The sequence below is a fragment of the Microbacterium sp. S308A+ genome, from assembly GCF_049800815.1.
Taxonomy (GTDB): Bacteria; Actinomycetota; Actinomycetes; order Actinomycetales; family Microbacteriaceae; genus Microbacterium.
Genome location: NZ_JBNAFT010000003.1, coordinates 256628 through 269796, shown reverse-complemented (window position 1 = coordinate 269796; position 13169 = coordinate 256628). Strand labels below are relative to the sequence as shown.

Genomic DNA, 13169 nt, shown 5'->3' with positions numbered 1-13169 from the left:
GCCTCGACGGAATAGCCGACGCGAGGCCCGGTTCGTCCTCTCATGAGCTCGACCGCCGCCCTCGCGCCCTCCCCGCCTCCGCGCGGGAGCGGACAGCAGAAGCGGTCGAGCGGCTCCTCGCGTCCGTCGACGTCCATATCCGTCACCAGATCCGGCTCACCGCCCAGGGCGACGAGATCGTCCCCGAGTTCGTCGGATCGATGCACTTCTGTCGGGCCGATCTCACCGCTAGAGCCGACCGCATTGAGCCGACCCGAGAAAATTGAGCCGACCCGGCCTTTCCTCCCGCCCCGACCGAACGACGGTCGAGCCGCGGCGACGGGAGCGGCAACAGGGACGGGGGCGGTCGTGGTCATGTCTCCACCCTCGCCCCGGCGGCGATCCCGCACCCGGACCAGCGTCCGCCGGATCGTCCGCGGTTCGGATGAAGGACCGGTGACCGCGGCGACCGGCGTCCGACGCTCGTCGGCGACTACCCCCGGCGGCCGGATCGCTTCCTGGCGAGGAGGACGAGGAAGGTCCCACCCCCGGCGACGACGAGGGCGCCGAGGATCGCCGGCCAGGGCACGCCCCCGCCCGTGACGGCAAGGTCGGGCCTCGTCGCCGCGCGCGTCCCGGAGGCGCTGCGGGAGGCCGACGGCGTCGGTGCGATCGTCGGGTTCAGCGTCGGCTCCGGAGCAGGCGTCGGGTCCGGAGCGGGCGTCGGGTCCGGCGCAGGCGTCGGGGCGGGAACCGCGCCGGTGAGCGCGCATCCCGTTCGGCCCAGCTCGAGCCGCGATCCCGTGACGAAGCACTGACCGATCCCGAACGTCTGCGTGCCGTAGCCCCGCCCGGCGATGGCCGTCACGCTCCCGTCGGGACGGACCTCGCACGGGTTGTCCTCCGCGCAGAGCGCGCCATCCCGGTTGCTGGTGCTGTTGATGCCGACGACGGTCAGCCCGTCTCCGGCGACGAGCGCCGAGCCCGACGTGCCGGGATAGGTCTCACAGGCCGTGCTTCTGGCATAGCGAAGAGCGTCCTTCACCTCGTACCCGGCCTCACGCAGCGTCGGGACGATGGCCTCGACCGTGCAGGCCATCGGCGCGCCTCCGGTGTTCATGAGCATCACCGCGGCGCCTGCCAGAGCGGGGGTCGCGACAAGACGGAGGACCTTCGCCCCTTCGGCCGTCAGCTGCGCATAGGACTTGCCCAACCGGAAGACGGCGATGTCCGTGCCGGTCATGGTCGCGTACATCAGCCGGTCGACCGGTGCACTCGTCATCCGGTACCCCTTCTCGTCCGTGATCGCCACGGAGGTGCCGGGGAGGGCGCGATCCACGATCGCCGCACCCGGTGCCGGGCGCCCGATGCTCCTGTCCACCGCCGCCACGCAGTGCCCGTTGGTGAGGAGGAGAGCGGGGTCGTCGTCCTCCGAGGACTCGGTGCGCACGATCGATGAGGAGCAGTCACGCAGGGCGGGATAGCCTCTCATCCCGTTGTCGATCGGATCATCCGGGATGCTCTCGAAATCACGCATGGTGTCCGAGACCCAGGCTCGATATCGCGTGACATCGGTGTAGAGGCCGGCGATCCCCTCAGCCCCTTCCTCGGGACCGGAAAGGACGCCGGCGAGGCGCCATTCGCCGCCCTCTCGAACGACGAGAGGGCCTCCGGAGTCCGCGTTCCCCGCCTTTCCCCTCGGGCCGCCGTCAGCCGTGCCGACGCACAGCTCGCCCTCGCCGCCGCTCGGGCAATCGGACAACGGCCTCAGGACCGTGTCCGCCTCCTGCAGCCGGGTGGGATAGGCGGGGCCACACGACCTGTCGCCCTCCGCGCAGGTGTCGCCCCAGCCGAGGATACGGCCCGGCGTCCCCGCGGCCGGCGACGTCGACGCAAGCGGGATGGGCTTCGCCTGCACGGGAGTGCGCAACCGGAGCATCATCATGTCCCTGCCGAAGAAGCCCTCCTTGTTGCTCGCCAGACGGAAGAATCTCTCGACCTCGACGGTCTCCCCGCCCGAGGTCACGTCGGACGAGCCGACCTGCACCGTCCATCCCACCGGGCTCCCGGCCTTGGCATCGTTGTTCTTCATGCAGTGCGAGGCCGTCAGCGCCCACTGCGGTGCCAGCAGCGAGACCCCGCACCCGTTGCCGCCCGGCCCCGGCGGCACAGGCTGGTCCGGCTTGTACGCCCCCATGAACGAGTACGGTTCTGTCGAGTCCCTGCCCCCCGAGATCGCCTGCGCCGGAACGGCGCTGAGAAGGACCAACACCACAGCCAGGAACCCGGCCGTCCACAACCCTCGTCGTCTCATACGGCCACGGTAGGACCGACGACATATCGTCAGCGTATGGCGGCTCGACCGCAGAGCTCCTGGCGACGAGGAGCCCCGGGCCGAGAGAGCGCGGCCACGGAAGACAGCTAGCCGCCGATCGCGCCGCTGTCGGTCACGCCGACGTCGGTGCGGTGGAAGCCCTGGAACGAGCGCGAGGCGGTCGGTCCGCGCTGACCCTGATACCGATTGCCGTAGGGACCGGATCCGTACGGGTTCTCCGCCGGAGAGGTGAGGCGGAAGAAGCACAGCTGGCCGATCTTCATCCCCGGCCAGAGCTTGATCGGCAGGGTCGCGACGTTGGCGAGCTCGAGGGTGACGTGGCCGGTGAAACCGGGATCGATGAACCCTGCGGTCGAATGCGTGATCAGGCCCAGACGCCCGAGCGAGGACTTCCCCTCCAGACGCGCGGCGATGTCGTCGGAAAGGGTGACCCGCTCGAACGTCGCGCCGAGGGCGAACTCCCCCGGATGCAGGATGAACGGCTCGTCCGGCGCGACCTCGATGAGGCGGGTCAGCTCGGGCTGGTCCTCAGACGGATCGATGAAGGGGTACTTGTGGTTGTCGAACAGCCGGAAGTAGCGGTCCAGGCGCACATCGATGCTCGAAGGCTGGATCATCGAGGGTTCGAACGGGTCGAGCCCGATCCTTCCCTCATCGAGCCCGGCACGGATATCCCGATCGGAGAGCAGCACGGACACCAGCCTAACCGCGGGCACGGCGGATGCCGAGGCCTCTCCTCCACGCCTCTCTCCGGTTCTCCTCAGAGAAGGCCTGGTAGAACGTGATCAGTCCCCCAAATCGCGCATTGCGACCGCCGCTGCGCGAGAGGGGGCCGAGGTGGATCACGAGGACAGCGAGCTTCTCGGGCATTTCGAGGAGACATCCGACAAGCCTGCGGCATTCGTCCTTCGCTGCAGGGGCATCGTCATCCGGCGAATGGTCTGGACGGAACCCGCCCGCTGGGCGTGGCCGGGCGCGGCCGGGACGCTGTCGGCGGCGTACGGGCTGGCCGAACCGGTCGCCGTCGTGTTCCCGGAGAACGCCGGCGTACTCCTCGGCAGGGAGGAGGCCGCCGCCTCACCCGCTCCGTTCTTCCTGCAGCGAGGGAGACCCGAGCGCGTCACCTGGGACGACGCGGGGTCGTGCCTCGTGCTCTGGGCCGAACGGAGCGCCCTCCAGGCGGCCGCAGAGAACAGCGCCGCCCTTCCGCGACGGGTCTCAGAGACGGTCCTCACCCGCTCGCTGCGCGGGCTGCTCACCGCGACCGCGGACGGCCTCCGGACCGGCCCGCCTCCGACGGCCGCCGCCCAGTACGTCCTCGAACACCTCCTGATCGAGGGAGCGAGAGGGATGATCGTCGAGGCGTCAGGCACCGACGAACGGAAGCGGGGCGAAGGGGTCTATGAGCGCGCACAGGCGCTGATCCGGGTCAAGGCTTCCGACCAGGAGTACAGCGTCGCGGCCCTCGCCGCCGATCTGGGCCTTTCCGAGCGGCATCTTCAACGGGCGTTCGCGGAGCACGACCGCTCACCCCGCGGCACCCTCCGTCGCACCCGGGTGGATCTCGCGCTGGAGATGCTGAACGATCCCGACGCCGACGGGCTCACCCTGGACGAGATCGCCCTGCGCTCCGGCTTCGCCGACTCCACCGCCATGCGTGCCTGCTTCGCCCGGGAGTCCCTGGACACCCCGCGCCGCCTTCGCCGCAATCGGGATCGTAGGCGCCTCGAGAGCCATGACCGGGTCGGGGAGGACCCGCGCTGAGTCTCGGCCGATCTCTGCCGGTCTCCGCCGACGCCAGCCTCCGCCGTCGCGACGCCCGCCGCCGCGTTCGCGTCACCCGCCCGCGGACACGGGTGCGGAGGGAAGGGCCGAGGCAGCGGCAGGCGTGAACACCGACGTGGCTGCCGACGGGTCGATCCGGCTGCGGCCGATCGGGTTCTCCAGGCTGCCGGCGTAGATGAGCGAGGCCGACTGGTTCGCGATGTCCACCATCCGGAGCGTGTTGCGCAGCTGCAGCCGGTTCAGGCACGAGTGGGCGAAGGCGTCGGCCCGCAGGTCGACGAGGGAGTCGAGATCGGGGTGCTCCGCCGCGTGCCGGTCGATCGTCTCGGCCACGAGCCGCCAGAACTCCGTCTCCGGCAGCGTCCCGTCCAGATGCAGGATCCCCGCAAGGTGCCGCAGCACGCCGTCGAAGACGTCGGTGAAGATCGCGAGCGCCTTCTCCTCGTCGTCCACGGGCGAGATGATCCGGCGGATCTCCTCGGGCACGGCGCGGTCGGCGAGCAGCATGACCTCCTCGCCGATGTCCTTCATGAACACCCCCGTCGGCACATGCTCGTCGAGGATCAGGATGAGGTTCTCCCCGTGCGGCATGAATGCGAGGTCGTGGGCGAGCAGGCAGTGCACGATCGGACGCAGATACGCGTGCAGACAGGCGCCCACCCATTCGGCGGCCGGCAGCCCCGACGCGCGGACGAGCGCCGTCGCCACGGACGCCCCCGCGGCGTCACGGTGCAGGAGCGAGGCCATGGTCGCCAGCCGCTGCGATCCGGACACGAGAGGAACCGGGCTCTCCCGCCAGAGGGCGGCGAGCATCTTGCGATGAGCCGACGGCTCGGGCGTGCGGTGGTAGACGTCGCCGACGTATCCGATCGAGGCCCGTTCGCGCAGCAGGCGGAAGCCGGCGTCCCGCAGCGTGGAGTCGCCCGCGACGAGATCGGCGGCCCAGTCGTTGATCGCCGGCGTCACCCGCATGTACGCAGGAGAGAGCCCACGGAGGAACCCCATGTTCTGCACCGCGAGCGCGGTCTTCACGTAATGCCGTTCCGGGTGGGAGGCGTTGAACATCGTGCGCACCGACTGCTGCGCCCGGTACTCGTCCTCGCTCTCACCGATCAGGACGAGGTCGCGTCGGGCGAGGTCGGGGGCGAAGGTGATCGTCACCCGGTTCTCCCACTGCCAGGGATGCACCGGCAGCAGGTGGAAGTCCGCAGGATCCTCGCCCAGGTCCCGGAGGCGAGAGGCGAAGCGGGCCCGCTCGGCGCTGTCCAGCTCACCACGGAGGAGCGTCTCCGCGTCCAGCCCGGCGCCGAGAGCCAGGTGGGAGACCGATCGTCGGGCGGCGAGCCAGACCATGCGGAACGGGCGGCCGGACTCCGGGGCGAACGCGGCGTGGTCGGACACCCCGAAGCCGATGCGGCCGTTGTTGGCGACGAACACGGGGTGTCCCTCGGTCATCGCCGTCTCAACGGTCTGGAAGTCGGCGTCCGCGAGGGCCTGCGCCGTCGGGCCTCCCCTGGCGATCTTGAACATCGCCCCGGCGAGCGTGGAGGCGAGCTCCTCCAGATAGATCGGCAGGAGCTCGTCCGAGAGCCCGAGCAGCGGCTGGAGCTCCAGGATCAGTTCCTGGACGTCCGGCGCCGCGTCGTGCCCGTCGACGATCCGGCGGATGCTGTCCTCATCGACGACCCAGTGTTCGAGCGTCAGGCGTGCCGCCGCGAAGCGGTACTCGACGTCTCCGGCCGGCACCAGGAGCCGCCAGCCGTCGTCGCACGGCTCAGGGGTGATGAGGCGCTCATGGCTGAACTCGGCGACGGCCTTCGCCACGAGATGGCGCTGCGCCCGATCGAGCGCGCCGGGGGTCAGATGCGCAGCAGTCTCCGGAGGCGTGGCGGTGCGCGGCGACGGGGCGGTCATGCTCGTCCTCCTTCGCGGCGGATCAGGCAGCTGAGCTCGGACGCCGCGAACGACGCCCGCGTGCACACCGACAGCATGGCCGTCTTGGCGTGCCCGCCGTCGGCGACCGTCACCTCACGGAGCTCGGCGAAACCGGCTCGCGCGTTCTTGCGGCGGATGCGTCCGTTGCGGACGTCCGGCTCGACCACCACGCGCTCGGCCTCGAGGGCGGAGAAGCACCATGCCATCACGGTGGCGAAGACGGCGTCGGTGAGGCCGTGCCGCGGCTCGCCCGCGGGGGGCGAGATCAGCACGTGCATGCCGAGGTCGCCCTGCGCGAGGTCGCGGACGCCTGCGAGCAGCACCCGCAGCGGGTCGTAGGTCTCGGCGTAGAACGTCGGAGCGCCGTCGACCAGGCCGAGCCACGCCTGCTGCGCGGGGTGGGCCAGGACACCGTCGAGATAGTCCACGATCGCGGCCCGGTCGAGCCCCCCCATGCCCCAGAAGGCCGCGTGCGGATCGGACAGCCAGGCGTGCAGCACCGCGGCGTCGCGCCGAGGGTAGGCCGCGACGAGGGCGATGTCGAGGTCGGCGACGCTCATCGGGCCGTCTCCGTGGCGTGCCGGGACGAGCGGCGAGAGGACTGCGGGATGCCGAACTCCTGAAAGGCGATGCGCCGCTCGATCGGATAGACCTCGCGCCCGGTGATCGAGGCGAGGATCGAGGAGTTCCGCCAGGCGCCGAAGCCGAGGTCGGGGGCGGTGAGGCCGTGCGTGTGCTCCTCGCCGTTCTGCACGAAGACGCGGCCCCGGCCCCCGTCGACGCTGTAGTCGCGGGCGACGTCGAGCCGGCCGAGCAGGTCCCGGTCCAGCCGGTCGGCGATCCCGGAGAGGAACGGCGGCGTCTCGGCCGCGTAGCCCGTGGCAAGGACCAGAGACGCGGTCCGGTGCTCGTGACGCTGGTCGAGCTGACCGTGCCGGAGGCTCAGCCGGAAGCCGCCGCCATCCCAGTCGGCCGCGGTCACCTCGGTGTCGGTGAGCAGCGTCGTCGGCACGGGGCCGTCGGCGCTCAGCCGGTAGAGGGTGTCGTAGATGTCGTCGATGAGATCGGCGGAGATGCCCTTGTACAGGCTCCGCTGCTCCCGCCCGAGGCGCTGACGCAGGCTGAGCGGCAGGCGGTGGAAGTGGTCGGTGTACTCCGGCGACGTCATCTCCAGGGTGAGCTTGGTGTATTCCATCGGGAAGAACCGGGGCGATCGGGTGATCCAGTCCAGCCGGTAGCCGTCGGCACGGGCGCCGTCGAGCAGATCGCGATAGATCTCGGCCGCCGACTGCCCGCTGCCCACGATCGTGATCGAGCCGGAGGCCCGCAACGCGTCCCGGTTCTCCAGGTACTCCGCGCTGTGCACCGCGCGTCCGGCGACGTCGCGCAGCCCCACCGGGACGTGGGGCTGCGTGCCGACACCGACCACGACGTGCCTGGCCCGGATCGTGCGCTCCTCGCCGGTGTCGGTGCGCATGGCGTGGACCATGTACAGATCGCCGGCGGGCTCGTAGGCGATCCCGACCACCTCGTGGTCCCACAGGAGGTTCGGCAGCCGGCTCGCGGCCCACCGGCAGTAGGCGTCGTACTCGGTGCGGAGGGCGTAGAAGCTCTCGCGGATGTAGAAGGGGTAGAGCCGCCCGGTGTGCTTCAGCCAGTTCAGGAACGAGAACTCCGAGGCGGGGTCCGCCATCGTCACCAGATCGGCGAGAAAGGGGACCTGGATCGTCGCGCCCTCGATCATCATGCCGTGATGCCAGCGGAAGCCGTCCGCGCGATCGAGGAACACCGCGTCCAGCCCGGTCGGCTGCGCGAGGCACGCGAGCCCGAGGTTGAAGGGACCGATGCCGACGCCGACGAGGTCGTGCACCCGCTCGCTCACGCGTCCGCCCCGATCAGGTCGACGCGACCGCCGATGCCGGCGAGCGCCGTGGCCGTCTCCTTCACCAGACCCAGGATCGCCCGCACGTCGTCGAGCGCGGTCTCGGGATTGAGCAGCGTGAGCTTGAGGCACGGGCGACCGTCGATCACGGTCTTCGCGACGATGGCGAGCCCCGACTCGAACAGCACCCGGCGCACGGGGGCGACGAGCGCGTCCTGAGCCGGCGGCTCCGCGCCCTCCGGCCGGACGTGGAACAGCACGGTGCTGAGCTGGGTGCGTCCCACGAGCTCCAGCTCCGGATCGGCCTCGACGATCCCCCCGACCTCGTCGGCGAGATCGATCACCGCGTCGAACATCTCGCCGATGCGATCGGCGCCGATCGCACGCAGCGTCACCCACAGCTTCAGGGCGTCGAAGCGACGAGTGGTCTGCAACGACTTGTCGACCTGGTTCGGCTCCTCGTTCTCCAGCGGGTTGAGGTAGTCGGCGTGCCAGGCGCCCGCGGCGAGATCGCGGGGATCGCGCACGATGATCGCGCTGGAGGAGACCGGCTGGAAGAAGCTCTTGTGGAAGTCGACCGTCACCGAGCGGGCGCGCTCGATGCCGGTGAGCAGGTGACGCCGACGGCGGGACACGAGGAGCCCGCAGCCATACGCGGCGTCGACGTGGAGCCAGACGTCGCGCCGGTCGCACACCTCGGCGACCGGCAGGAGCGGGTCGATCACGCCGCGGTCGGTAGTTCCGGCGGTCGCGACGACGGCCATCGGCAGCCGCCCGGCGCTCGTCGCCACGGCGATCGCGGCGTCCAGGGCCTCCGGCCGCATGCGCCCCTCGCCGTCCGCGGCCACCTCGATCACCGCGTCCTCGGCGAGGCCGAGCAGCAGCGCGGACTTCCCCACGCTGAAGTGGCTGGAGGCGGTGGCGAAGACGACCAGCCGAGGAAGGACGGGGGTGCGCGGGCCCCTGGCCTTCGCGATCGCCGCCTCCCGGGCGAGGAACAGACCGTGCAGGTTCGACTGCGTGCCGCCGGACGCGAAGACGCCGTCACCCGCGTCGAACCCGATCCAGCCGGCGACCACGTCGATCAGCCGGCGCTCCATGAGGGTGCCGACCCTGGACTGGTCGTACGTGTCGACGGAGGGGTTCACCGCGGCGAGCACGCTCTCCGCGGCCACGGCGGGGAGAGCGACGGGACAGTTCAGGTGCGCGGCGTAGGCCGGATGGTGGAACCAGACCGCGTGGGCGAGGAAGAGCTCGTCGATCTCTCGGATCGCCGAGGGACCGCCCACTCCGGAGCCTGCGAGGTCGACGGCGTCGACGAGCCGCTGCAGCTCGTCGCGCGAGGCGCACGAGCTGGGCTGCGCCGTGTCGGCGAACCGAGCAGCGACGCGAGAGGCGGTCTGCGCGACGAGGGAGCGGTAGAGACCTGCCGTGGACGAGGTGAGCAGCTCATGCACCAGTTCGACTCCTTAGGGTTTGCCCGTTTCCGGACTGCTGATCGGCATCTCGGTCAGGAATCGCCGTCGTTCCCCAACTGATAGTACTAGACATTCTAGGTATCTCAATCTTCCCTCGCCCACGCCGGACCACCGGCAGCCAAGGAGAGGCTGTCCTTACTTAGACTCCGTACAAGAATCCGAATCTACTCCGCTCGGAGCGTTCGCGCGTCCTCCGTTCGGGGGACAAATCGAGACCGGGACAGCGCGACGACCACCGGCGTTTGGCGATCCCCCGCCGAGCGGGTAGGCTGGCCGCACCCTGTTCTGCCGCGTGTTTTCGCGGCCGAACCGGTCTGGGGCTGTAGTTCAATGGCAGAACTTCTGCTTCCCAAGCAGACAGCGCGGGTTCGATTCCCGTCAGCCCCTCCACTCAGGAACCTCCTGCGCGAGGCCCCGCGGCCCGTCCGGACGAACGGCGCCTCGCGCGGTCACCATACGTCCGGACCCATGAGTGCGGCGCCCCCGCGCGTCCACCGTCTCAGCAGAAGCTCCCCGCCCCTCTCCATTCGGATGAGGCGGGGAGCTCACGGCGTCCGGCGAGGGAGAGCGTTCAGTCCGCGTCGCTGGGCTCTTCCTGCTCGACGGCCGTTGCCGGCGGCTCTCGTTTGTCCCTGGCCCGTTGGACGGTATCGGTGAGGACGAAGGTCGCCACCGCGACCAGCAGGAACCCAGGAACCATCCACGAGAAGCGTGTCGAGAACGCGATCGCCAGGCAGGCGAACGCCGACAGAGTGAGCAGATTCGCGACGACGTGCACCCATCGTGTTCCTCAGGCGACGTTGATCCCCACCCCGATCGCAAAGAGCAGGGTGAGCGTGTAGGCGCCGAAGTCGGTTGATACGAACTCAGCCATTTCCTGGCTCCGGGACCCCTCGGCGTGCCTTCATCTAGACCTTCCTCCGTTCGTCACCGACGGGGCCATATGCTCCCGCCGAGCTTTGGAGGTTACCCAGCGGGCGGAACGATGTCTGTCGGCCAGTTGGAGGACGAACGACCCCCGCCCACTTCGTCGAGAGGGTGCGGGGTCGTTCGCGTCCGTCAGACCGTCCGGACGCGATGGGCGGGCGATTCCTCCAGCGGCCAAGGCGTGACGGACGACGGGTGTCGACTCACGCCGCGCCGCCGTTGACGTAGAGCACCTGACCGTTGACCCAGCGGCCAGAGCCCGCGAGGAACGACACCATCTCCGCGATGTCGTCCGGGGTGCCGAGGCGCCCCATGGGGTTCGCGGCGGCGATGCCGCCGACCTGCTCGGGGGTCTTCCCCTCGAAGAACAGCGGCGTCGCCGTGGGGCCGGGCGAGACGGTGTTGACGGTGATGTCGCGTCCGCGCAGCTCGCGCGCCAGGATCAGGCCGATCGCCTCGACCGCGCCTTTCGAGGCCGCATAGGCGCCGTATCCCGGGGTCTGCAGGCGGGTGACGGAGGTGGAGAAGTTCACGATCGCGCCGCCCTCGCGCATCCGCTGGGCCGCGAGCTGGTTGACCACGAAGGTGCCACGCACGTTCGTCCGCAGCACGCGGTCGAACGCGTCGAGGTCGAGCTGTGCGATCGGCGCCAGCGGCATGATCCCCGCGGTGTGCACGAGCACGTCGACGCCGCCGAACTCCTGCTCCGCGGCCTCGAACAGCGTCGCCATGGCGCTCTCGTCGGCCACGTCCCCGCCCACGGCGATCGCACGCCCGCCCCGCGAGACGATCTCCGAGACCGCCTCCGACGCCCGCGCCTCGTTGCCCGCGTAGTGCACCACGACGGCCATGCCGTCCGCCGCGAGGCGCTCGGCGCTCGCACGCCCGATGCCGCCGGAGCCGCCTGTGACGATGGCGACGCGATCCGTCTTCGTGGTCATGATCTCTCCTCGAGGTAGGATGTGGACGATAAGTTCATAAATGACGATAGCATCGTAATGAACGAAGCGTCCACAAAGGAACGGTCCGCAAAGGAACGAAGATGTCTGGCTCCCCTCCCCCGCGGCGAGGCCGCGGTCGCCGCCCCGCCGCCGAGGTCCGCGCCGAGGTCCTGGCCGCCGCCGGCCGCCTCCTCATCGAGGAAGGGATCCAGGCGATCACCTTCGAACGGATCGCCAAGGAGTCCGGGGCAAGCAAGACCACGCTCTACAAGTGGTGGACGTCTCCGGGAGCGCTGGCCGCCGAGGCGTACTTCCTCAAGAGCGAGCCCGAACTGGAGTTCCCCGACACCGGTGACCTCCACGCCGACCTCGTCACGCAGATCACGTCGTTCATCGGGCTCCTCACGCGCGCCGGGAAGCCGATCTCGGAGCTCATCGGCGCGGCCCAGATCGAGCCCGGCCTCGGCGAGGCCTGGTCCTCCGCGTACGCCCTCCCGCGACGGGAGCTGGCGCGCGAACGACTGCGCGCCGCGCAACGCCACGGCGAGCTCTCCCCGGACGCCGACCTCGACATCATCGTCGACCAGCTCTGGGGAGCCTGCTACCACCGGCTGCTCATCCTCAAGGTCTCCCTCGCCGACCTCGACGTCGAGCGCCTCGTCGCCTCGGCGCTCCGGGGAGCGGGCTGAACGGGCACGAGCCGGCGCCGTGAAGCGGCTCGGATCGGACGACCGCACGCCTCAGCTGTAGGTGATGACGATCCAGCCCGGGCCCGCCGGCGTGCGCGCGGCCCCCTTTCCGTTGTTGTCCGCGTGGTCGGTCGTGGTCATGGTCGCGTAGGCGGGGTTGACGTAGGAGCCGCCACCGCCACCCCCTCCACCGATGAACATACGGAGGAGCTGGCCCGACGAGTCGTTCTGCGCGTATATGCTGATGCCGCCGCTGCCGCCGCCTCCGTATCCGGACCCGCCACCGCCGGACATCGCCGAGAACTCGTTCAGGGCGGCCAACACTCCGCTGCCGCCGGACTCAGGGCCGCCCTCCCACCCGTTCTGCGTCGTTCCCGCACCTCCCGCGCCGCCGACCCTGCCCGCGCCAGGTTGCCCTCCCTGCGCGGAGACGTCGGCGACGCTGTTCCGCACTATCGAGGTGCCTCCGGGCTGCCCGGCATCGCCGCCCGGTCCCGCAAGCGCCACCGGGTTCTGATCGGGGTATCGATAAGCGATCGACGTGCCTGCGCCGCCTCCGGCACCTGCTACGACGAGAGGGACGGAGCCGATGCCGATGCCAGAGGCCCCGCCGCCCGCCGCGGCGGCGAGGTTGACGGGACGGCCAGGCAAGCCGCCGCTGTGGCCGCCCCGTCCAGGGCCGTACCCCGAACCTCCGAGCGCCTGTTTTGTGGTGGAAGAGGATTCGCCCGGGTTGCCGGGGATGAGGTGCAGGGTCTGTCCGGCCACGCCCGTCAGCGTTCCGGTCAGCAACGCGCCTCGGCCTCCGTCCGCCTCCCGGTCCGGCCCCGGTGCGTTACCGGTATAGCCACCGCCGGCGCCGGCGATCTCGTAGGTGACGATCGTCGCGCAGGGAGGGATCTCCAGGTCTCTGGCCTGGCCGTACCCGGTGACCCGGACCGTTCCGGAGCAGCCGCCGGTCGAGGCCGCCGCCTGCGGGACGGCGGTGGCCGTGGCGATGATCGGGATGGACCATGCGGCGCCTTTGACGATCGTGCGTCGTCCGATCACTCGTTCTTCGGACAGGGAGGATTCGCTGTTCTCCACGATGAGAAGACCTTCCATGGGGGATGGATAGCGGACGCGATCGGGGCGCACGCCGCCATCGACCTTCCTATCCGAGCGCCACGACGACCACACGACGTTCGCACGATCAAAGGGAGAATCCCACCCGGATCG

11 protein-coding genes and 1 tRNA gene are annotated in these 13169 nt (G+C 70.3%); 3 read left to right on the top strand and 9 right to left on the bottom strand.

The genetic code is table 11. The annotated features are described in order from the left end of the window. Positions 1–472: 472 nt before the first annotated feature. Together ACP15J_RS10800 and dcd are read right to left on the bottom strand one after the other, a co-directional pair. Positions 473–2293, bottom strand: coding sequence for a trypsin-like serine protease (locus tag ACP15J_RS10800; RefSeq protein ID WP_424936993.1), 1821 nt, complete (start codon positions 2291–2293; stop codon positions 473–475). Positions 2294–2400: 107 nt separating this feature from the next. Then, positions 2401–3006, bottom strand: coding sequence for a dCTP deaminase (gene dcd / locus ACP15J_RS10795; protein ID WP_424936992.1), 606 nt, complete (start codon positions 3004–3006; stop codon positions 2401–2403). Between the two features lie 244 nt (positions 3007–3250). Here dcd and ACP15J_RS10790 point away from each other — a divergent pair, with 244 nt between their 5' ends. Further along, entirely contained in the window at positions 3251–4078 is an 828-nt protein-coding gene (locus tag ACP15J_RS10790) for a helix-turn-helix domain-containing protein (protein WP_424980934.1), read from the top strand. Between the two features lie 72 nt (positions 4079–4150). On the opposite strand, the gene ACP15J_RS10785 is transcribed toward ACP15J_RS10790, so the two are convergent. The 4 genes from ACP15J_RS10785 to ACP15J_RS10770 are packed head-to-tail and all read right to left on the bottom strand — an operon-like array spanning position 4151 to position 9373. Beyond that, positions 4151–6013, bottom strand: coding sequence for an IucA/IucC family protein (locus tag ACP15J_RS10785; RefSeq protein ID WP_424936990.1), 1863 nt, complete (start codon positions 6011–6013; stop codon positions 4151–4153). Further along, the gene (locus ACP15J_RS10780) at positions 6010–6594 is read right to left on the bottom strand and encodes a GNAT family N-acetyltransferase (protein ID WP_424936989.1); all 585 of its coding nucleotides are present in this window, start codon (positions 6592–6594) and stop codon (positions 6010–6012) included. Before ACP15J_RS10780 ends, ACP15J_RS10785 begins: the two co-directional genes overlap by 4 nt. After that, positions 6591–7916 carry a lysine N(6)-hydroxylase/L-ornithine N(5)-oxygenase family protein gene (locus tag ACP15J_RS10775; protein WP_424936988.1) on the bottom strand — a complete coding sequence of 442 codons (1326 nt, stop codon included), beginning with the start codon at positions 7914–7916 and terminating at the stop codon, positions 6591–6593. Before ACP15J_RS10775 ends, ACP15J_RS10780 begins: the two co-directional genes overlap by 4 nt. Beyond that, on the bottom strand, positions 7913–9373 hold the full coding sequence (locus ACP15J_RS10770; RefSeq protein ID WP_424936987.1) for a pyridoxal phosphate-dependent decarboxylase family protein: 1461 nt from the start codon (positions 9371–9373) through the stop codon (positions 7913–7915). Before ACP15J_RS10770 ends, ACP15J_RS10775 begins: the two co-directional genes overlap by 4 nt. 337 nt (positions 9374–9710) lie before the next feature. On the opposite strand from ACP15J_RS10770, the gene ACP15J_RS10765 reads away from it, so the two are divergent. Continuing rightward, positions 9711–9784 (top strand) — tRNA-Gly (locus ACP15J_RS10765). Positions 9785–9965: 181 nt separating this feature from the next. Here the strand turns inward: ACP15J_RS10765 and ACP15J_RS10760 are convergent. Together ACP15J_RS10760 and ACP15J_RS10755 are read right to left on the bottom strand one after the other, a co-directional pair. Continuing rightward, positions 9966–10172 (bottom strand): hypothetical protein, encoded by a 207-nt coding sequence (locus tag ACP15J_RS10760; RefSeq protein ID WP_197220623.1) that lies wholly within the window; start codon positions 10170–10172, stop codon positions 9966–9968. A 352-nt stretch (positions 10173–10524) separates the two neighbouring features. Further along, entirely contained in the window at positions 10525–11262 is a 738-nt protein-coding gene (locus ACP15J_RS10755; RefSeq protein WP_424936986.1) for an SDR family oxidoreductase, read from the bottom strand. A 101-nt stretch (positions 11263–11363) separates the two neighbouring features. Between ACP15J_RS10755 and ACP15J_RS10750 the strand changes: the two genes are divergently transcribed. Then, positions 11364–11951 (top strand): TetR/AcrR family transcriptional regulator, encoded by a 588-nt coding sequence (locus ACP15J_RS10750; RefSeq protein WP_424936985.1) that lies wholly within the window; start codon positions 11364–11366, stop codon positions 11949–11951. A 51-nt stretch (positions 11952–12002) separates the two neighbouring features. Here the strand turns inward: ACP15J_RS10750 and ACP15J_RS10745 are convergent, their stop codons facing one another. Continuing rightward, a complete protein-coding gene (locus tag ACP15J_RS10745) occupies positions 12003–13055 on the bottom strand; it encodes a hypothetical protein (protein ID WP_424936984.1) in 1053 nt (350 codons plus the stop codon). Positions 13056–13169 lie beyond the last annotated feature (114 nt).